We start from the raw sequence: 21,142 nt of genomic DNA on the forward strand, positions 1-21,142 counted from the left end.
ATCTGTTTTAAATTTTAATTTTTTCAATAAAAAAATCTCATCTAGCTCAATCAGTAAGGTATCACCTTCAAAAATAATATACTGCTCAGATAAAGGAATAGGATCCTTTTCTTCTTGTGCAAAAAGAAGTAAACCCATAAATAGGATAGGCAATAACAAAAACTTTTTAACTTTATTCTTCATCAATTATTATCTTTATCAAAAAGAGTTCCAAAATTACACAATTCAAAAATCTATTTCAATAGTATCTTAATGTTTTATTAATACAATATGTATTATTAATTTAAGGCATAAACAACATTTCACTATCTTGCGTTCACAAAAACATTTAAATAATTATGAGTAAATCTATATTAAATAAAAAATCAATCGACTTTTTAGAAAAATATTTAAATAATGCTTCGCCTACAGGTTATGAAAGTGAAGGCCAAAAAATTTGGATGGATTATTTAAAGCCTTATGTTGATACCTTCATAACCGACAGTTACGGCACGGCCGTAGGTGTGATAAATCCGGATGCGAAATTTAAAGTGGTTATTGAAGGACATGCAGATGAAATTTCATGGTATGTAAACTATATTACTCCTGAAGGTTTAATATATGTGATTAGAAATGGAGGAAGCGATCATCAAATTGCCCCTTCAAAAATTGTAAATATTCATACAAAAAAAGGCTTTGTAAAAGGTGTTTTTGGATGGCCGGCAATACATACTAGAGATAAGAGTAAAGAAGAAACTCCTCAATTAGACAATATCTTTATTGATGTTGGTTGTAAAAAGAAAGAGGAAGTAGATGCATTAGGCGTTCATGTAGGTTGTGTAATTACCTACCCTGACACCTTCTTTATTTTAAATAAAAACAATTTTGTTTGCAGGGCGCTCGACAACAGAATGGGCGGATTTATGATTGCTGAAGTTGCGCGTTTGTTAAAAGAAAATAAGAAAACACTTCCTTTCGGACTGTATATTACAAACTCCGTTCAGGAGGAGATTGGCTTGCGTGGCGCCGAAATGATTACGCAAACCATCAAACCGGATATTGCGATAATTACCGATGTCTGTCACGACACATCGACCCCAATGATTGATAAAAAGAAAGAAGGCGAAACGCTTTCCGGTAGCGGACCTGTAATAAGCTATGCTCCTGCTGTTCAAAATAATTTACGAGAATTGATTGTGAATACGGCCATCGCGAAAAAAATTCCTTTTCAGCGAAATGCTTCTTCACGGGCAACAGGGACCGATACCGACGCTTTTGCATATAGTAATGGAGGCGTGCCTTCCGCATTAATTTCACTGGCATTGCGCTATATGCACACTACCGTAGAAATGGTTCACAAAGATGATGTTGAAAATGTCATTAAATTAATTTATGAAACATTGCTTACTATTAAAGAAGGCGAAACATTCAGTTACTTTAAATAGATGGCTGTATTTGGAGGTTTATTGGCAATTGGCAGGCTGTTTCTATTTATATTGGTTGCCGTATTCTTCTTTTGTTTATTGCTGGTTATTAGTTTATTTTACAAAGGCAAGGAAAAAAAATTGGAACGCGGCATATTGCTTCGGCGTTTTGCGATAAGGATTTTACACCCCATTTTAGGGTCGAAAATAACGGTTTACGGCAAAGAGCCAATCGATACCGGTTTAATTGTTTCAAACCACAGAAGTTATTTTGACGCGATGGTTATTTTAAAAAACTTACTCGCTTCTCCTGTTGGAAAAAAAGAAGTAGCATCCTGGCCATTAATTGGCAGCGTCACAAAAACAACAGGTGTCATCTTTGTAAACAGAGAAGAAAAATCAAGCAGAACACAAACGCTGAAAGAAGTTCGTGTGGTTTTAGAAAATGGTTTTTCGATATTTATTGCGCCGGAAGGCACCACACATATCAATCCAACCACCATTAATTTCAGGCCCGGCACATTCGTTTTAGCGGCTGAAATGGGCATTCCTGTTATGCCTGTGGCGATAGATTATAAAAATCTTGATGATGCCTGGATTGGCAATGATACTTTTATTCCGCATTTTTTAAAATGTTTCAGCAAATGGCGGACTGAAATTAAGGTAAGTTATTTGGATCCAATCGTTTCTGATAATGTGGAGGAATTAATTTCCCTATCGAAAAACCAAATAGACCAGGAGCTTCTTCGGTTTAGAAAAGACTGGAATTCAATTGATTAATTAGTTTATTTAGCAACATATCTCAAGAATAATGAAAAATACCATTTCTGAAAGAATTTTTGATTTTTTAAAAAATTACCCACCATTCAATTTAATTTCCAACGCAACTTTATTGGAAGTTTCACAAAAGGTGGAAATTCAATATTTTGAAAAAGATCAGATTATTTTTAGCCAGAATGACAATCCACACGAACATTTTTATATCATTTATCAGGGATCCGTAAGGCTTTACCGATTTGTGGAAAACGAAAAACACATTCTTGATATTTGTGATGAAGGCGATTTATTCGGTTTAAGGCCGCTCATTATGAACGAAAATTATGTGATGGGCGCTTCTGCCAATGAAGAAACCATTTTATACGGAATTCCTATTGCGTTGTTTCACGACATTATTTTAAACTATCCAAAAGTTAGCCAGTTTTTAATCGCAAGTTTTGCCACAAATACCCGAGATCCATTTTCTGAAAAGCACAAAGGCAAATTGTTTGCAAATGTTTCCGCCATTCAAAAAATAGACAGCAGTTTTGCAGAAATACAATCGGCAAATTATAATAAAAATCCAATTACCTGTTCTGCGGACACTTCTATACAAACGGCCTGTATCATTATGACGAAGAACGTCATTAATTCTATTATTGTCATAGAAAATGATATACCGATTGGGATTATTACCGATAAAGACATCAGAACTAAAATTGGGACAGGCTTGTATAAAATCACCAGCAAAGTAGGTGAAATTATGACCAGTCCAGTGGTTACCTTTCCTCAAAATATCACAGTTGCCGAAGCCCAGATTATGATTTTAAAGCATAAGGTTTCCCATTTATGCATCACCAAAGACGGCACCAACAAATCTGAGCTGGTCGGAATTTTAACCCAACAGGATTTAATTTTAACGCAAGGCAATAATCCGTCGTTGCTGATCAAAGAAATAAAAAATGCCAAAGACACTGAAACACTAAAACATATAAGAACAAAAGCATCTGAGTTAACAAAAGGCTATTTTGAGCAGGAAATCCCCATTTATTTTGTGACGAAAGTAATCTCTGAAATAAATACGGCCATCACAAAAAAAGCAATCAGATTGTCGATTTTAGAAATGGGCAAAGAGCCGCCCGTAAAATTTTCGTGGTTGGCATTGGGAAGCCAGGGACGAAAAGAACAATTGTTAATGACCGATCAGGACAATGCTTTGGTATTTGAAAATGTCGCTCCCGCAGATTATAACAGGGTAAAAAATTACTTTTTGGAATTGGCAGAAAAAGTGACAGAAAAACTAAATATGGTTGGTTTTGATTATTGCCCGGCCAACATTATGGCCAGCAACCCAAAATGGTGCATTTCATTGGAAGAATGGGAACAACAATTTGAGGAATGGATTACTGACCCAATTCCGGAAAAAATACTGTTAAGCATTATCTTTTTTGATTTTGAGTTGGTTCATGGCGACGAAAATCTTTACACAAAAATGTCTGAAAGCGTTTTTAAAACTATTGAAAAAAATCAGATTTTTTTAAGCTTTTTAGGAAAAGTGACTTTAGACAATCCGCCTCCATTAGGATTCTTTAAACAGTTTTTGGTGGAACAGGATGGCGAAAACAAAGACAGTTTTGACATCAAAAGCAGGGCGATCAGGCCTTTGGTGGATGCCGCCAGAATTTTATCATTGCATCATAACTTAAGAGTTAACAATACCATTTCGCGCTATGAAAAACTGATGGAGGTTGAACCCCAAAACAGGGATTTATTTGAATCTTGCGCCAACGCATTTAAAATTTTATTGCAATTCAGAACTTCCCAAGGCTTGGCCAATAATGACAATGGCAAATTTGTTGACATCAACAGCCTAAACAAGGCTGACAGGCTAAAATTAAAAAGTTGTTTTAAACCCATAAAAAATGTGCAGGAAGCCATAAAACTGCGTTTTAAAACCTCTCAAATTCCACAAATATGATCAACTATTTCAAAAAGAAGCAAACTCCGAAATTTTGGGAAGATCACATTTATAAGGTGCGAAACAGCAAAAAATATTCAAATTTTGAAGACATCCGATTTGTGGCGCTTGATACTGAAACAACCGGATTCGATTATGAAAATGACAGAATTCTTTGCATTGGCGCAGTAGCCATCAAAAATAATAAAATATTGGTTTCCGATGCTATTGAAATCTACGTCAAACAAGATGTTTTCAATAAAGAAACCGTAAAAATTCACGGCATCAGAAAAGATGGCGATGAAGAAAAATTGAGTGAAGCAGCGGCCATTATTAAATTTATTGACTATTTGGATGATGCGGTTATTGTGGCGCATCATACGGCATTCGACGTAACTATGATCAATATGGCTTTAAAACGTTTAAAAGTTGGGCCTTTGGAATCCAAACAACTGGATACCAATTACATCCATAAAAAAATAGCAAAAACAGATACGTATAAAAAAATCTTCAGTCTGGAAGAATTGTGCGAAATTTATAACGTTAAAATGCACGACCGGCATACCGCTTTGGGGGACGCGCTGATTACCGCCTATTTATTCCTGAAACAAACAGCCAAATACAAAAAAAACAACGCGCTGAATCTGTTCGATTTAATAAACACCAACTATCATTTGCTCAAATAAAAACGCTTTTGTAAACCCATAAAATTTTGTAGCTTTATTGATTCACATTGTTACTGATTTTATGAAAAACACCATTGCAGAACGTATATACGATTTCCTTAAAAACTTCCCTCCTTTTGATGTTTTAGAGAAAGAACAACTCTTTAAAATTGCCTCAAATGTGAAGGTAACCTATATTGAAAAAGATAATTTTGTTTTTAAGCAAGAAGAGAATCCGCACGAGCATTTTTATGTGGTAAAAGATGGCGCCATAGGTTTGTACAGAACCATGGGCAATGAACAAATTTTGGTTGATATTTGTGATGAAGGTGATATTTTTGGGCTTCGACCTTTGATACAAAACGATTTATACCTCATGAGTGCCAAAGCCAATGAAGAGTCTGTTTTGTATGCCGTTTCCGTAGAAATATTAAAAGAAATTATTCAAACCAATGAAAAAGTAAAGAAATTTTTAATTGCAAGTTTCTCGTCAAATATCAAAACGCCTTATGCAAAAGGCACGAACGGACAATTATTTGCAAATATAGAAATGCTGCAAAATTCGAATACCAGTTTTACTGAAATTCAAAGTGCAGAATTCAGCAAAAATCCTGTTACCACATTAAAATCATCTTCTATAAAAGAAGCTGCCCAAATAATGAGCGAGAAACGTGTCGGTTCTATTTTAATTGTGGAAAATAAAAATCCCGTAGGCATTATAACCGATAAGGATTTGCGGTCAAAAATTGCTACAGGAATTATTTCCATAGATGAAAGAGTCACCAAAATCATGTCTACGCCAGTTAAAACTTTTAAGCAAAAAATTACTGTGGCCGAAGCCCAAATTGCCATGATAAAAAACAAAATTACCCATTTATGCATTACCAAAGACGGCACCCCAAACTCCGAATTAATAGGTGTTTTATCGGAACATGACATCGTAGTTATGCATGGGAACAACCCTTCCTTACTAATAAAAAAAACAAATCGGGCAAAAGATGTAAATGATTTAAAATATATACGGGAGAAAGCATCAAATTTACTTCAAGGTTATATTGAACAACATATTCCAATTATATTTATTTCAAAAATTATTTCTGAAATAAATGAAGCCATTACCATAAAAGCCATTGAACTTTCCATTGAAGAAATGGATAAAAAGCCACCTGTTAAATTTGGATGGCTGGCTTTGGGAAGCCAAGGCAGAAAAGAACAATTGCTGATGACCGATCAGGACAATGCCTTGGTTTTTAAAGATGTGTCGCCAGAAAAACATCAATCAACAAAACAGTATTTTTTACAACTTGCAAAAAAAGTTACCGAAAAACTAAACGTTATTGGTTTTGAGTATTGCCCTGCAAATATGATGGCAAGCAACCCAAATTGGTGCTTATCCTTATCCGAATGGAAAAATCAGTTTGACACATGGATTAAATCCCCTTCTGAAGATGCCATAATGATGTGTTCCATATTTTTTGACTACGACTTGGTTTTTGGCGATAAAAAGTTGGTAAATGAAATGTCCGACAGTATTTATCAATCAATAAAATCTTTTGAAATATTTTTAAATTTCCTGGGAAGAAACGCACTCAGAAACCCACCTCCTATTGGATTTTTCAGGCAATTTTTAGTAGAAAATGACGGAGCACATAAAGATCAATTCGATATAAAAAGCAGAGCAATAATGCCTTTGGTAGATGCCGCACGATTGCTAACACTATCGCATCAAATAAAAGACAAAAACAATACAATTTCCCGATTTAAAAAATTAATAAAAGTGGAACCTCAAAATCAGGACTTGTATTTATCATGCATTAATTCCTTTAAAATATTGCTGCAATTCCGCACAAAACAAGGCTTAAAAAATAACGATTCAGGTAGATATGTAGACCTAAATAATTTGAGCAAATTCGAAAAATTAAAATTAAAAGGATGTTTTAAACCTATTAAAGATGTTCAGGAATTATTGAATATCAGGTATAACTTAGCTCAAATAATGTGATGATTTCCTGGTTCAAATATAAAAATTATCCTTTATTCTGGAAGCAGTATTCAATAAAGTTCAAACAAAAACAGCCAAAAAGTATTGAAAATACCCGATTTGTTGTATTTGACACAGAAACTACGGGTTTAGACATTTTAAATGACAGAGTTTTGTCAATTGGTGCCATTGGTATTTTTAACAATATTATTGATGTTGCCGACAGTTTCGAAATCTATGTAAAACAAGATGCCTTTAAAGCTGAAACTGTTGAAATTCACGGAATTTTAAAAGAAGGTAAACTCACTAAGCTCAGCGAAACAGAAGCAATGGCACATTTTATTGCTTATATAGGAAACTCCGTTTTGGTGGCGCATCATACTGCTTTTGACATTGAAATGATTAATGCCGCCTTAAAAAGATTGGATTTACCGAAATTAAAAAACAAAACGATTGATACCGGTATTTTATATAAAAAACTGGAGGGCAAAAAAGACAGTCATTTTAATTTAGATGTTTTATGCAAAAAATTCAACATTCCAAAGCACGACCGTCATACCGCAGCCGGGGATGCCTTTATCACCGCCTTGCTTTTTTTAAAAATTATAGCAACCTTAAAAAAACAACGCAACTTGCATTATTCCGATTTGTTTAGGGTTTCCGGCAAAGAAGGCTTGATGTAAAAAAAACGCTCCCAAAAATTGAGAGCGTCTTCATCTTCAGGGTATCGAAATTTATTTAACCAAGGATCCTTCCATGATTGCCTGAACAACTTCTGGATTTAACAAGGTTGAAATATCTCCCATATTTGAAGTTTCATTTTCAGCAATTTTGCGTAAAATTCGTCTCATAATTTTTCCTGACCGTGTTTTTGGCAATCCTGGCACAAATTGAATTTTGTCCAATTTTGCGATAGGCCCAATAGTACGACTAATTAAATCATTAATTTCACGACGTAAAAAATCCTCATTCTGTGGAACCTCATAAACAATTACATATGCATACAGCGCATTTCCTTTAATCTTATGAGGGAATCCAACAATAGCAGACTCAACAACATTACTATGCTCATTAATTATATTTTCAATTGGAGCCGTTCCTAAATTATGGCCTGAAACGATAACTACATCATCAACCCTACCGGTAATTCTATAATTTCCTTCCAAATCTCTAAAAGCCCCGTCTCCCGTGAAATATTTTCCCGGAAATGCAGTAAAGTACGTTTCTTTATAGCGTTTATGATCACCGAAAATTGTCCGTGCCATAGATGGCCATGGGTATTTAATACACAATCTTCCTTCAGAAGGATTTGTACCTAATTCATTTCCAAGTTCATCAAGTAAACAAGGTTGTACTCCTGGCATTGGTCTGGTTGCAAAAGTAGGTTTTGTAGGGGTTACACCCGCCAAAGGAGAAATCATAATACTTCCCGTTTCAGTTTGCCACCAAGTATCTACAATTGGTGATTTTTGTTTACCAATTTTCTCATCATACCAGTGCCATGCCTCCTCATTAATAGGTTCCCCAACGGTTCCTAAAACTTTAATGGAACTTAAATCGTTTCTTTGTGTCATTTCATTTCCTTGGGCTGCCAAAGCTCTAATGGCAGTTGGCGCCGTATAGAATTGGTTTACTTTATACTTTTCAACGATTTGCCAAAAACGACTATAATCTGGGTATGATGGGATTCCTTCAAACATTAATGTGGTTGCCCCGGCAGATAAAGGACCATATACAATATATGAGTGGCCTGTAATCCATCCAATATCGGCAGTACAGAAATAAACATCCCCATGTTCATATTGAAATACATTCTTAAAACTATGCGCAGTTTGCACCATATAACCAGCACAAGTATGTACCATTCCTTTTGGTTTCCCTGTTGAGCCAGAAGTATAAAGTATAAACAACATGTCTTCAGCATCCATAATTTCAGCAGGACAATTGGCATCAACTTTCTTCAATTCCTCATGCCACCAAACATCGCGTCCTTCTTTCATGACAACTTTTCCATTAACTCTATTTAATACAATTGAGGTTTCAATAGTTGGGCAAGTTTCCAGCGCTTCATCAACAATAACTTTAAAATCAACTGCCTTATTACCTCTAAAAACACCATCGGAGGTTAATATGATTTTACATTCGGCATCATTAATTCTAGTAGAAAGTGCCACTGCAGAAAATCCTGCAAACACAACAGAATGTACTGCTCCAATGCGTGCGCAAGACAAAACGGCAATAGCAAGTTCTGGCACCATTGGCATATAAATACAAACCTTGTCACCTTTAACAACACCATTATTTTTCAACACATTAGAGAATTTACAAACTTCAGCATGCAATTCATTATATGTTAACTTTCTTCCTGCTTCATCTGGATTGTTAGGTTCCCAAATAATGGCTGTATCATTTCCTCTTTTTTCTAAATGGCGATCTAAACAATTTTCGGTAATATTTAATTTAGCGCCTTTAAACCATTCAAATTTTGGTGTATCCCAATCGTATTCAACAACTTTATCCCATTTTTTACGCCATGTAAAAGTATCTGCAATCTGAGCCCAATAACCTTCCGGATCAATTACGCTGTGTTGGTAGGATTTATAATACTTTATGAATGAATCTATACGTAAATCGGCAAGTGTTTGTTTTTCTTCCTCAGTGGCATGTTCAAATATTCCAATTTTGAAAAGTTTGAGCTCATGAATGATTTCTTCAATAATTTCAGGATCATCAATGGTCGAAGGGATGGTGTATTCAACACCATCAGCCATATTTCGCAATAATTTACGAAGAATTTTTCCTGACCGTGTTTTTGGCAATCGCTGAACTATCAAAACTTTTTTTAATGACGCAACCGGACCAATAACATTTCTGACCTCTTGAACGATGTTATGTTCCAATTCAAAACTTGAAATATAATCGCCCGATTTTAACACCACCAATGCCAAAGGAACTTGTCCTTTTAAAGCATCTTCAATACCAAAAACGGCACATTCAGCAACCGATTTATTTGAAGAAACGATTTCTTCCATTTCGGCAGTTGACAATCGGTGACCTGCAACATTGATTACATCATCAACGCGACCGGTAATAAAAACATAGCCATCCTCATCAATATATCCGCCATCACCAGAAAAATAATATCCATCAAATCGCTTTAAATAACCTTCTACAAATCGTTCTGTATTTCCCCAAATGTTTAGCATATTTCCTGGAGGCAATGGCAACTTAACCACAACCAGTCCTTCCTCATTTGCTTCAACCTGTTTTCCTTCATTATTTAAAATTTGAATATTATAACCGCCAACTGGTTTTGCCGCTGATCCAGGTTTTACCGGCAATGCTTCCAATCCCATCATGTTTGATACCATTGGCCAACCGGATTCTGTTTGCCACCAATGGTCAATCACCGGAATTTGTAACTGATCTTCTAACCAATGTAAGGTTGCAGCATCGCAGCGTTCTCCTGCCAAAAACTGATATTTCAAACAACTTAAATCGTACATTTTTAGCAATTCACCATCAGGATCTTCTTTTTTTATAGCCCTAATTGCCGTTGGCGCAGTAAACATGACCTTTACGTTATTTTCGCTGATAATTCTCCAAAAAGTACTTGCGTCTGGTGTTTTTACCGGTTTTCCTTCAAAAATAATAGTTGTGTTTCTATTAATAAGCGGACCATAAACAATATAACTATGGCCAACAACCCAACCAACATCTGACGCTGCCCAAAAGGTATCCCCTTCTTCAACACCATAAATATTTTTCATTGAATATTTTAAAGCGGTTGCATAACCACCAGTATCACGTAAAATACCTTTTGGTTTCCCTGTAGTTCCTGAAGTATATAATATATAAAGCGGATCATTAGAATTCATCTCAACACAATCAACAGGTTCAGAAGCTTTAACTAATTTTTTATAACTAACGTAACGTTCAGTTTTAGGATTTATGGCACCCAAATTTCGTTGGTAAACAATAACTTTTTCAACTTTATGGGTGGCTTTTTCTACTGCTTCATCAACCAATGGCTTGTATGCAATAAGTCGGTCAACTTCCATTCCAGATGTGGCAGTAATAATGACTTTTGGTTTACAGTCATCTATTCTTATAGCCAATTCATGAGGTGCAAAACCACCAAAAACTACAGAATGTATAGCGCCAATACGCGCGCAGGCCAACATACTGAATGCTGCATGCGGAATCATTGGCATATAAATAATAACGGTATCGCCCTTTTTCACGCCCAAATCACGAAGTCCGCCAGCCAAACGTGAAACCTGTTTCTTAACATCTTTGTAAGAGTAAAGAACTCTTTGTTGTGTAACTGGAGAATCATAAACAATTGCTGTTTGTTCTCCATAGCCGGCATCAACGTGTTTATCAACGGCCAAATAGCAAATATTTAATTTTCCGTCTGCGAACCAACGATCAAATCCATTTTCATCTTTAGATAATATCGTTGTTGGTTTTTTATACCATTTAATATTATTGGCTTGTTCTTCCCAAAACGCTTCTGGGTTTTCGATACTGTTGTTGTAATGTTTTTGGTAGCTCATAATTATTTGTTTTTTTTGTTAAATAACCCAAACCAAACTGGATTTAAAAATTTTATTTTAATCAATGCCCACAGCACTAATAAGGTCAACACTCCCATAAAAAGTGAACTTAATGCGCCTATTTTAAATAATGATTCAATATATATTCTGCCAAATATGGTAATGATGACATAAATAGTAATCAAAATATCTGAAGTTCTATTCCCTAGTTTTAATTTCATTTGTTATTTTTTTTATTTAAGAGTTCTTTTACTTCTTTTACTAAATTTTTTACTGAAAAAGGTTTTGATATGTATTTGTCAGCACCTAATTGCAAACCTAATTCTATATCAGACGCTTTATTTTTTGCCGAAAGAAATATGACTTTAATTTTTCTTAAAATTTCGTTGTCCTTTAAATAATTAAGCACCTGATAACCATCAACATTAGGCATCATAATATCCAGTAAAATAATATCCGGAATCGAATTTTCCACAATTTCAATCGCTTCCGCACCGTCACGAGCAATATATACTTTAAACCCTTCTTTCTTAAAGGTGTATTCCAGAGACATTACAATGTTCGGTTCATCGTCAACTATTAATATTTTTTTCATATTAATTTATATTTAATGGTAAGGTAAAAGTCAATCGCGCCCCTTGCGGATTTATATTTTCCGCCCAAATTTCACCATTGTGCCTTTCAATAATTTGCTTGCTTATTGCCAAACCCAATCCACTTCCAATAGGTTTTATTAAGGTTTGATTTTTAGATTGATAAAATTTCTTGAATATGGACAATAATTCGTCTTTTTCAATTCCTTTACCATTGTCTTCAATATATATTTCAACTTTATTTTGATTTAAATAGGTTGAAATTTTAACTTCCCCATTTTCTTCATTTGAAAATTTAAATGCATTCGACAATAAATTGACAATTACCTGCTGAATTCTGTCTTCATCATAAACTACTTCAACATCATTAATCCCTTTTAGACTAATTTTAATTCCTCTATTAACGGCCAATTGCTTAAATGGATCAATCGATTTTAAAATTGTGTTTTTAATGGAATTCGGGTTTAAATCTAATTTTTCTTTTCCGGTGGCTAGTTTTTCCAAGTCTAAAATGTTATTAATAAGTCTGCTGACTCTTTCGCTTTCACTTACAATACTTGTTAAGAATTTCTTTTTTATACTATTTTCAATTTCATCATCTGCCAATAATATTTCAGAAAGTGCTCTTATGGATGTAATTGGGGTTTTAAGTTCATGCGCCACTGTATCCAGAAACTCATCCTTTTGTTTGTCACGTTCTTTTAATTCCTTGTTAGATTCTTTTGCTTTTTGGGTTTCATCTAAAATATTAAGCACTTCCATTAAACTTATTTCTTCTTCTTTTACTACGGAAGAAATTAAAATCCTTGATGAAGCGCTTCCAATACTTCCTGTTAACAATTTTTCGGAAAAATTTACCAAACGGGCATCTGCAAATTGCTTGTTTTTATCAATATCATATTTCTTAAAAAATAAATTCAACGCTCTTTCAGTTCTGTCTTCTCCTAAAAACCGGGTTAAAATTTTTCTGATATCACGCACATAAGCTTCCCCTTTCCATACGTAAGCGCCTTCTTGCAAGGATGCATATTTGTTACTGTCAACAAACATTTCAGCAAAATTTCGTTCCCTGTAACTTCCTAATTTACTTACCGACACCAATGAATAAATAAGTATATTAAAAAACATACTCCAAAAAAACGCATGAGTTACAGGTTCAAATATTTGCAACCCAAACAATTCATAAGGTTTTAAAATATTGATACCGAATAATCCCTCGTTTACAAAAGACGTTACTATTGATTGGGAATCAATAATTAGCGGAGTTAATAAAGTATAAGCTGTAATTAAAAAACCCGTAATGATACCATATTTAGCACCTTTTGAGGAACCTCTTCTCCAATACAAACCACCAAAAAAGGCTGGAGCCAATTGGGCAATTACCACAAATGATATTAAACCGATTGAAACCAACGGTCTATCTAATGTAAAACTTTTATAAAATAAATAAGCGATGATAATCAACAAAAAAATGGAGATTCGTCGAATGTTTTTAATTGATTCCGCATTTTCTTTTGATTCTGCTTTGCTAAATCTACTTAAAAATCCATAAGGAATAATTAAATTATTGCTTAGCATAGTCGCCAATGCCAATGATGAAATAACCACCATAGAAATAGCGGCTGAAAACCCGCCTAAAAACACCAATAATGCTAAAAACTCATGATGGTTACTCAAAGGCAACATCAATGTAAATAAATCAGCATCTATAGATTGATTCTGAAACATGATGTTTCCTCCCCAAGCTATAAATATGACAAAAAAATTAAAAAGTAACAAATACAAAGGAAATAACCATATCACCTTTTTTAAATATTTTTCCCGCTCATTTTCAATAACAGTAACCTGAAATTGTCTTGGCAATAAAAAAATAGCAACCATTGACAATAAACTAAGCATAAACCAATTAAAGCCGCCATTTAAACCATCAATGGTTTGCTGGGCTTCAAAATTGGGCAATACCGATGCCTTATCGTAAATATCGGCTGGTCCATTAAATAAATAAAAGGTTACATAAAAACCTATGACAAGAAAAAATACCAGTTTAATAACTGATTCTAAAGCTATTGCAGTAATTATTCCTTTATGGCGCTCAGATGCATCTGTGTGCTGTGTGCCAAAAAATGCGGCAAAAGTTGCCAATAAAATTGCAATATAAAAGGTGGTATCGTCTAAAATAGAATAGGAAGTATTATTATGATTAGTGATCACATTAAATGTTTCAGAAATAGCCTTTAACTGTAATGATATATAGGGAACAATTGCTAAAACGCAAATAACAGTCACTATGGCTCCCAAAAAACGATCGTTTCCGTATCGTAGTGAAATGAAATCAGCTAAAGTTGAAATTTTATTTCCTTTTGAAATCCTAATGATTTTTCGCATTAAAATTACCCAAGTTGGTATAATGATAATTGGGCCTAAATAAATAGTCAAAAATTTTAAACCAGAAGTTGCAGCTAAACCAACACTGCCGTAGTATGTCCAGGCTGTGCAATAAACAGCTAATGAAAGTGAATAAACATAAGGATTGTTTACCCATTTGCTTTTTGAATTTTTTTCAGCCCAATAGGCCACATAAAAAATGACGGCCAGATAAACCAATATTATAAATATCACCAAAAAGCTACTCATAATATTTTTTTAAGATGATATATGACACAATAATGCTTACAATCCAAATAAAAAATACATAAAAATAGAGTAAAGGAAGTCCCATAAAAGTTCTGCTACTGTTGAATATTAATATGATTGGAATATTAAATAAACACAATAACAGTATTGATAATACAATTAACTTTTGTTGGTGTCTTTTTTTCACTATCTGTTATATTGAATCTAAATATAATAAAAACAGCACTACAAATAATATAGTGCTGTTTTATTACTAAACTTTTTACTAATGAGCAGCTTGTGCCGCTTCTACTCCTGACGGAATTCTGATATGCTCAACAATATCTTGAACATGTTCTGGCGGTGCAGGCGTTAACCTGGAAACAACCACAGAAAAAATAAAGTTTATTGCCATTGCTACGGTTCCAAAACCTTCAGGTGATATCCCTCCGTTTCCAAAATTAAACCACCAGTCTTTTGCAAGTCCGGCCACGGCTTCTTTTCCTCCATCAAAAATTCCAAATTTGAATTTCAACATATAGTATAACATTAAAGATATCCCAATAATCATTCCTGTTATTGCACCTTCTTTGTTCATACGTTTATCAAAAATTCCAAGTAAAATTGCAGGGAAGAAGGAAGCTGCAGCCAAACCAAAGGCAAGTGCCACAACCGCGGCGACAAATCCCGGCGGATGAATTCCAAAATAACCAGCTATAACCACTGCTACGCCTGCACTTATACGCGCAGCTAACAATTCTCCTTTTTCCGAAATCCCTGGGTTTATGATTTTTTTAATTAAATCGTGAGAAATTGAAGAAGCAATTACCAACAATAAACCGGCTGCCGTAGATAAGGCTGCTGCCAATCCACCAGCTCCAACCAATGCAACTACCCAGTTAGGTAAATTTGCAATTTCAGGATTTGCCAAAACCATAATATCACGGTCAATTTCCAATTCATTCATTTCTTTATCAGCAACATATTGTACAATACCATCACCATTTTTATCAGTAAATGTCAACAATCCAGTTTTTTCCCAGTTGCCAAACCATTGCGGTAATTCTGCATAATTTGCATTACTTACAGTTTCAATTAATTTGGTTCGTGCAAATACTGCAACTGCAGGTACGGTTGTATAAAGAATTGAAATAAATAATAAAGCCCAACCAGCAGATATACGTGCATCTTTTACTTTTGGCACCGTAAAGAAACGCACTATTACATGCGGTAAACCGGCTGTTCCAACCATTAACGCAAATGTTATTGCAAATACATCAATCATTGATTTACTGCCTGAAGTATATTCATGAAATCCAAGTTCTGTAGACAAGCCATCTAATTTATCCAACAAATACACACCGTCTCCACCTTGACTACCAAATCCCAATTGAGGAATAGGGTTTCCTGTCATTTGAAACGAAATGAAAATTGCAGGTACCATAAAAGCAAATATCAACACACAATATTGTGCAACTTGTGTATAAGTAATCCCTTTCATACCCCCTAATACGGCATAAAAGAAAACAATTGCCATACCAATGTAAACACCTGTATCAATATCTACTTCAAGGTATCTTGAAAATACAATACCAACACCACGCATTTGTCCGGCAACATAGGTAAATGAAACTATTAACGCACAAATTACTGCCACTACACGGGCAGTATTTGAATAATACCTGTCCCCAATAAAATCTGGCACTGTAAATTTTCCAAATTTTCTCAAATAAGGCGCCAGCAAAAGTGCCAAAAGCACATATCCGCCAGTCCATCCCATAATGTAAACAGAGCCATCATAACCTGTGAATGACACAATCCCTGCCAAGGAGATAAATGATGCTGCTGACATCCAGTCTGCCGCCGTAGCCATACCATTCAGTACGGGATGTACACCGCCACCCGCTACATAAAATTCTTTTGAAGTTCCTGCTCTGGCCCAAATTGCAATTCCTATATAAAGTGCAAATGAAATTCCTACAAGTATCCATGTCCATGCTAATATTCCCATGATTTATATTTTTTTTAAAAGTTTATATTATTCTTCAACGCCATATTTTTTATCCAAGGTATTCATCAATTTTACATAGACGAAAATTAAGATAACAAACACATACATTGATCCTTGTTGAGCAAACCAGAAACCAAGTTTAAACCCGGCAAATTTGATGGTATTTAGCTCTTCCACTAAAAAGATTCCGAACACATAGGAAACCAAAAACCAGATACTTAGCAATATTGCCAAATAGGTTAGGTTTTCTTTCCAATATGCTTTCATATTTTCTTTTGACATAATTATTGGTTTTAGATGTTTATAAATAAATCATTCCTTGTAATGTAACCATTCCTGTTTTAGAAGGACCAGTCTTTTGATTTAGGTATTCCAATGTTATTTTTGAGTTATGACCACTCATATATACATTAGTTCCAATACCTAAAACATTTAAATTGTCAGAAATAGCATCATAACTATTACTGCCATATGAAACATAAGGTTGGAATCTTGTTTTTGCTTTATCACCTGCAAAAACATAACCTAAATGAGTATAAACCATACTTCCTGTTCCATAAGCGCTGAATTTATAATTTTTACCATAATCATTCGATTGATAGGTTGCATAAGCAGTTATTGCACTTCCATTTTCCCCAAGCGGTGCATCATAAAAAGCATCAACAGCAAAAATAGAAACATCTTCGCCTGTTAAATTACCGGAAGAATTAGCAACTACAGATCCGCTTGGATGCAAGAAAAATCCAGCTCCAATATTAAATACTTTTTTACCACCCAAGTATGTTCCAACTTTAAATGGCAAAAAATTGGACTCTTGATCCAAAAAGTTATATTCAAAATATCCTGCATATGCTTTACCAGCATCTTTAGATCCAATTAATCTTTTTCCACCATAAACTGCGTCTCCGCCATTTACTGGAGTACGTGCATCCAATCCATTAGTAATTGCATCGTTAATTGCAACTCTATATTGTAATTTTCCAAATTTACCTTTTGCAAAAAATCCAACGTGACGTGCAAACTGGTCTGATAAGCCAATTGTAGACCAAGATTGTCTGTTATTGTCTAAAGTCATCATATTCAAGGTACTCTGGTTGTTTAATCTTGAGATACCATTAAAATAATGTAAACCACCACCAACAGCATGATCTTCGCCTAGACTCCATTGAGCAAAAACATCATGCATAAATAGTTGCGCTCCATCTCCCTTTCCAACTGGAGACATCGATCCACTATTTAAACTATTTAATCCAAAATGAGTAAGGATTAAAAAGTTTTTATTAATCTGAGAAAACATCAAAACTCGAGCTCTTCTCACATTAAAGTTAAGTTTACTTGCATCAGCGGCAACATTATCATTATAAGTTGCCTGGACTTGCGCCCATGAAATTACTCTAAAGTATTTGCTCCCATCTTCACTAATTTTCACTTTTAATCCACCACCATAATCTGGTGAACCTTGAGAGAAAATAATTTGAAACGAAAACAAAGAAATACAAAAGAGTAGTAAAGTTAATTTCTTCATAATAGTTAAATTTGGTTAATTAATTATTTTTTCGCTAAAGAATTCATTTTTAGCGATAACAATATGAAAAGAAAAATGCAGGTTTTAAAATTTAGTATATATATGTGTAAATTGGTATAGCTACCCTTTAAATCGCTCCCAGCGAATTAACATAAATTTATCTCCAAGCTCTGTGACAATGACGCCTGCACCGATTAAATTTTTATTGTTTGAAAAATATTTAGCAAGTTCGGCAGCGTTTAAAATCTTGTAGGTAGAATGATATTCAAAACTATACGGGCGCTTAATGTTGTATTTTTTAACCCAATTGATGATGCTCACATGCGAAATACCTAAAATACGTTCAATTTCCCGATAACTCAAACCCTCCAAATATAGCTGCAAAGCTTTATTCACATAATAGGAATCAATTTGCTTACCAACTTTATTTACAGTAAAATAATAGCCGCATTTCTTGCATTTATAGCGTTGTCTATCTTTTATGACACCACTTTTAACATATTCGTCAGAACCACAATTTGGACAGCATTCAATTTTCATATATATTAGTTTTGCATAAATATACCTTTTTAGCATATTAAATCAAAAAATATTTTCTAATTCATGTATATATTTCGCAATAAAGCTATTAATGTATTGCTTATACACTACTATTTCTAGCAAAAATTTAATACTCCTATTTATTTAATGTTTCGTTTTCTTCATCAGTTAATATTCTTGAATGAATAATAAACCTGATACCGAGAGGAATCTCAAGCGAGAAACTAGAACCTCTTCCTTTGGTAATATCAACTGTTAAATGTGTGTGTTTCCAATATTCAAATTGGTCTTGATTCATATAGTAATTAACCCCTTCTAATTGTCCAAGCAAAATATCACTTTCATCTAAATACATATCCTCTTTTTCAAAAATCATAGGTGCAGAACCATCACAACACCCACCGCTTTGGTGAAATATTAATTCTCCGTGTTTGGCTTTAAGTTGTTTAATTATTTTTGCAGCTTCAGTAGTTATTGCAACTCTTTCAAATTTCATTTATATAAATTATTAAGAGGATGTATAATAAAGCATCAAATTTTCGTCAACCTGAACTTAACTCAATTAATACTAACATTTAAAAATCAGTACTATAAAATTTTGAAATGAATTCAGAATAACTAATTTTAAGTCTCTTTAGACACCCTCTTGATTATTAATAATTACCTTCTAAAAGAATCCTAATTTATTTTTATCATAAGAAATTAACATGTTTTTAGTTTGACGATAATAATTCATCATCATTAAATGATTTTCACGGCCAAATCCTGATTTTTTATATCCACCAAATGGTGCGTGAGCCGGATATGCATGATAGCAATTTACCCAAACTCTACCCGCCTTAATTGCTCTTGGTATTTGATATAATTGATGTGCATCTCTGGTCCATACACCAGCACCTAAACCATAAAGTGTGTCGTTTGCAATTTCCAATGCTTCTACTTCATCTTTAAATTTAGTAACCGCTACAACAGGTCCGAAAATCTCTTCCTGAAAAATACGCATTTTATTGTGTCCTTCTAAAATAGTCGGTTGTATATAATACCCGTTGGCCAATTCACCAGATAGCTTACAAGCATCACCACCTGCTAACACTTTTGCCCCTTCATCTTTACCTATTTTAATATAGGAAAGAATTTTTTCGTATTGGTCATTTGATGCTTGAGCTCCTATCATTGTAGATACATTATAAGGATTATCTTGAATAATTGCCTTTGTTCTTGCAATTACTCTTTCCATAAATTTATCATAAATATCTTCTTGCACTAATATTCTTGAAGGGCACGTACAAACTTCACCTTGATTAAAAGCAAATAATACAGCTCCTTCAATTGCTTTATCTAAGAAAGCATCATCTTTATCCATAACACTGTTAAAGAAAATATTTGGAGACTTACCCCCTAACTCCATGGTAACAGGATTTAAATTTTTAGAAGCGTATTGCATAATCAACTGACCTGTAGTTGTTTCCCCTGTAAAAGCCACTTTATTAACTCCAGAATGTGAAGCCAAAGGTTTACCTGCTTCTGGGCCAAAACCCTGTATTACATTTACAACTCCCGGAGGAAACACATCTGCAATTTTCTCCATTAATAACGTTGCTGAAGAAGGTGTTTGCTCTGCTGGTTTTAAAATAACACAGTTTCCTGCTGCCAATGCTGGAGGTAATTTCCAAGACAACATTAATAATGGGAAATTCCATGGAATAATTTGAGCAATCACACCTAATGGTTCTTTAATATTCATAGAAAGTGTATTTGCATCTAATTCAGTTGCAGAACCTTCTTCTGCTCTAATTACAGCTGCAAAATATCTCCAATGATCTACAGATAATGGAAGATCCGCATTTAAAGTTTCTCTAATTGGTTTTCCATTATCACAGGTTTCTACCAAAGCAAATTCTTCTAAGTTTGCCTCAATAATATCTGCTACTTTATTTAAAAGTGCCGCTCTTTCCGCTGCTGAAGTATTTCCCCAAGCATCTTTAGCTGCATTTGCAGCTGCTACTGCATTATCTACATCCTCTTTTTGTGAACGCGCATACTTTGCAATTAATGAATTGTCAATTGGCGATGTATTTTCAAAATACTCTCCTCCTACTGGGTCTACAAATTTACCATTAATGAAATTCCCATATTTTTCTTTAAATTTTGGTTTTGAATAACTCATTTTTATAATTTTTAATGTTACTATTTAATTTAGAATTGAATATGACACCCAGCATAGTAAATTACAGCATAGATTTTTCATCTTCTAATTTAGTGAAAATATTATTAATCTGATAGTTATTTTCAAAAGTTAACATTTTACAATTAATTAAACGGTATTTTTAAATGTTCTATAATCCTTTATTAGATAAATTAACAATCTACCCCTACTACAAACCTTGCTCCTAATTAATAAAGTAATATTATATTTGCTTCAAAACAGGGCACCGACGAATTCATCTTTACGACTAAACATTTTTATTTCAAATTGGGAAATAATAATCCTGTTTTTTTTATTTGCTCTATTATATTCATCAGTTGGTTTTGGAGGCAG

17 protein-coding genes are annotated in these 21,142 nt (G+C 34.0%); 6 read left to right on the forward strand and 11 right to left on the reverse strand.

Translation table 11 applies throughout. The annotated features are described in order from the left end of the window. The coding region (locus ABY285_RS08065) for a hypothetical protein (RefSeq protein ID WP_372768854.1) at window positions 1-183 on the reverse strand (183 nt) is incomplete at its 3' end. Window positions 184-335: 152 nt separating this feature from the next. Between ABY285_RS08065 and ABY285_RS08070 the strand changes: the two genes are divergently transcribed. The 6 genes from ABY285_RS08070 to ABY285_RS08095 are packed head-to-tail and all read left to right on the forward strand — an operon-like array spanning window position 336 to window position 7,445. Beyond that, window positions 336-1,424 (forward strand): M42 family metallopeptidase, encoded by a 1,089-nt coding sequence (locus tag ABY285_RS08070; protein ID WP_372768896.1) that lies wholly within the window; start codon window positions 336-338, stop codon window positions 1,422-1,424. Continuing rightward, window positions 1,425-2,183 (forward strand): lysophospholipid acyltransferase family protein, encoded by a 759-nt coding sequence (locus tag ABY285_RS08075; protein ID WP_372768856.1) that lies wholly within the window; start codon window positions 1,425-1,427, stop codon window positions 2,181-2,183. Window positions 2,184-2,214: 31 nt separating this feature from the next. Continuing rightward, the gene (locus tag ABY285_RS08080) at window positions 2,215-4,137 is read left to right on the forward strand and encodes a DUF294 nucleotidyltransferase-like domain-containing protein (protein ID WP_372768858.1); all 1,923 of its coding nucleotides are present in this window, start codon (window positions 2,215-2,217) and stop codon (window positions 4,135-4,137) included. Continuing rightward, entirely contained in the window at window positions 4,134-4,802 is a 669-nt protein-coding gene (locus ABY285_RS08085; RefSeq protein WP_372768860.1) for a PolC-type DNA polymerase III, read from the forward strand. The genes ABY285_RS08080 and ABY285_RS08085 overlap by 4 nt, the downstream gene beginning before the upstream one ends. 37 nt (window positions 4,803-4,839) lie before the next feature. After that, window positions 4,840-6,783, forward strand: coding sequence for a DUF294 nucleotidyltransferase-like domain-containing protein (locus ABY285_RS08090; RefSeq protein WP_372768862.1), 1,944 nt, complete (start codon window positions 4,840-4,842; stop codon window positions 6,781-6,783). Then, window positions 6,783-7,445 carry a PolC-type DNA polymerase III gene (locus ABY285_RS08095; protein WP_372768864.1) on the forward strand — a complete coding sequence of 221 codons (663 nt, stop codon included), beginning with the start codon at window positions 6,783-6,785 and terminating at the stop codon, window positions 7,443-7,445. Before ABY285_RS08090 ends, ABY285_RS08095 begins: the two co-directional genes overlap by 1 nt. 51 nt (window positions 7,446-7,496) lie before the next feature. Here the strand turns inward: ABY285_RS08095 and acs are convergent, their stop codons facing one another. From acs to ABY285_RS08145, 10 genes are all read right to left on the reverse strand, one after another. Further along, on the reverse strand, window positions 7,497-11,321 hold the full coding sequence (gene acs, locus ABY285_RS08100; protein ID WP_372768866.1) for an acetate--CoA ligase: 3,825 nt from the start codon (window positions 11,319-11,321) through the stop codon (window positions 7,497-7,499). 2 nt (window positions 11,322-11,323) lie between these two features. Further along, window positions 11,324-11,542 carry a hypothetical protein gene (locus ABY285_RS08105; protein ID WP_372768868.1) on the reverse strand — a complete coding sequence of 73 codons (219 nt, stop codon included), beginning with the start codon at window positions 11,540-11,542 and terminating at the stop codon, window positions 11,324-11,326. Continuing rightward, window positions 11,539-11,916: a response regulator transcription factor gene (locus ABY285_RS08110; RefSeq protein ID WP_372768870.1), complete on the reverse strand. Its 378-nt coding sequence runs from the start codon at window positions 11,914-11,916 to the stop codon at window positions 11,539-11,541. Before ABY285_RS08110 ends, ABY285_RS08105 begins: the two co-directional genes overlap by 4 nt. A 1-nt stretch (window position 11,917) precedes the next feature. Then, window positions 11,918-14,548 (reverse strand): ATP-binding protein, encoded by a 2,631-nt coding sequence (locus ABY285_RS08115; protein WP_372768872.1) that lies wholly within the window; start codon window positions 14,546-14,548, stop codon window positions 11,918-11,920. Between the two features lie 265 nt (window positions 14,549-14,813). Next, on the reverse strand, window positions 14,814-16,538 hold the full coding sequence (locus ABY285_RS08120) for a sodium:solute symporter family protein (RefSeq protein ID WP_372768874.1): 1,725 nt from the start codon (window positions 16,536-16,538) through the stop codon (window positions 14,814-14,816). A 27-nt stretch (window positions 16,539-16,565) separates the two neighbouring features. Then, the gene (locus ABY285_RS08125) at window positions 16,566-16,820 is read right to left on the reverse strand and encodes a DUF4212 domain-containing protein (RefSeq protein ID WP_372768876.1); all 255 of its coding nucleotides are present in this window, start codon (window positions 16,818-16,820) and stop codon (window positions 16,566-16,568) included. Between the two features lie 19 nt (window positions 16,821-16,839). Continuing rightward, entirely contained in the window at window positions 16,840-18,063 is a 1,224-nt protein-coding gene (locus ABY285_RS08130) for a hypothetical protein (RefSeq protein WP_372768878.1), read from the reverse strand. Between the two features lie 120 nt (window positions 18,064-18,183). After that, window positions 18,184-18,603, reverse strand: a complete 420-nt coding sequence (locus ABY285_RS08135; protein ID WP_372768880.1) for a hypothetical protein — start codon at window positions 18,601-18,603, stop codon at window positions 18,184-18,186. 136 nt (window positions 18,604-18,739) lie between these two features. Beyond that, on the reverse strand, window positions 18,740-19,099 hold the full coding sequence (locus tag ABY285_RS08140) for a DUF779 domain-containing protein (RefSeq protein WP_372768882.1): 360 nt from the start codon (window positions 19,097-19,099) through the stop codon (window positions 18,740-18,742). A gap of 171 nt (window positions 19,100-19,270) precedes the next feature. Beyond that, a complete protein-coding gene (locus ABY285_RS08145) occupies window positions 19,271-20,770 on the reverse strand; it encodes an aldehyde dehydrogenase family protein (RefSeq protein WP_372768884.1) in 1,500 nt (499 codons plus the stop codon). Window positions 20,771-21,142: the final 372 nt, after the last annotated feature.

The sequence above is a fragment of the Lutibacter sp. genome (assembly GCF_041555395.1).
GTDB lineage: Bacteria > Bacteroidota > Bacteroidia > Flavobacteriales > Flavobacteriaceae > Lutibacter.

What these genes read in the sequence shown, in the direction of transcription:
- ABY285_RS08075 (WP_372768856.1), top strand. Translation starts at nt 1,425, where the DNA reads ATGGCTGTATTTGGAGGTTTATTGGCAATTGGCAGGCTGTTTCTATTT.
- ABY285_RS08080 (WP_372768858.1), top strand. Translation starts at nt 2,215, where the DNA reads ATGAAAAATACCATTTCTGAAAGAATTTTTGATTTTTTAAAAAATTAC.
- ABY285_RS08085 (WP_372768860.1), top strand. Translation starts at nt 4,134, where the DNA reads ATGATCAACTATTTCAAAAAGAAGCAAACTCCGAAATTTTGGGAAGAT.
- ABY285_RS08095 (WP_372768864.1), top strand. Translation starts at nt 6,783, where the DNA reads ATGATTTCCTGGTTCAAATATAAAAATTATCCTTTATTCTGGAAGCAG.
- acs (WP_372768866.1), bottom strand. Translation starts at nt 11,321, where the DNA reads ATGAGCTACCAAAAACATTACAACAACAGTATCGAAAACCCAGAAGCG.
- ABY285_RS08105 (WP_372768868.1), bottom strand. Translation starts at nt 11,542, where the DNA reads ATGAAATTAAAACTAGGGAATAGAACTTCAGATATTTTGATTACTATT.
- ABY285_RS08110 (WP_372768870.1), bottom strand. Translation starts at nt 11,916, where the DNA reads ATGAAAAAAATATTAATAGTTGACGATGAACCGAACATTGTAATGTCT.
- ABY285_RS08115 (WP_372768872.1), bottom strand. Translation starts at nt 14,548, where the DNA reads ATGAGTAGCTTTTTGGTGATATTTATAATATTGGTTTATCTGGCCGTC.
- ABY285_RS08120 (WP_372768874.1), bottom strand. Translation starts at nt 16,538, where the DNA reads ATGGGAATATTAGCATGGACATGGATACTTGTAGGAATTTCATTTGCA.
- ABY285_RS08125 (WP_372768876.1), bottom strand. Translation starts at nt 16,820, where the DNA reads ATGTCAAAAGAAAATATGAAAGCATATTGGAAAGAAAACCTAACCTAT.
- ABY285_RS08130 (WP_372768878.1), bottom strand. Translation starts at nt 18,063, where the DNA reads ATGAAGAAATTAACTTTACTACTCTTTTGTATTTCTTTGTTTTCGTTT.
- ABY285_RS08135 (WP_372768880.1), bottom strand. Translation starts at nt 18,603, where the DNA reads ATGAAAATTGAATGCTGTCCAAATTGTGGTTCTGACGAATATGTTAAA.
- ABY285_RS08140 (WP_372768882.1), bottom strand. Translation starts at nt 19,099, where the DNA reads ATGAAATTTGAAAGAGTTGCAATAACTACTGAAGCTGCAAAAATAATT.
- ABY285_RS08145 (WP_372768884.1), bottom strand. Translation starts at nt 20,770, where the DNA reads ATGAGTTATTCAAAACCAAAATTTAAAGAAAAATATGGGAATTTCATT.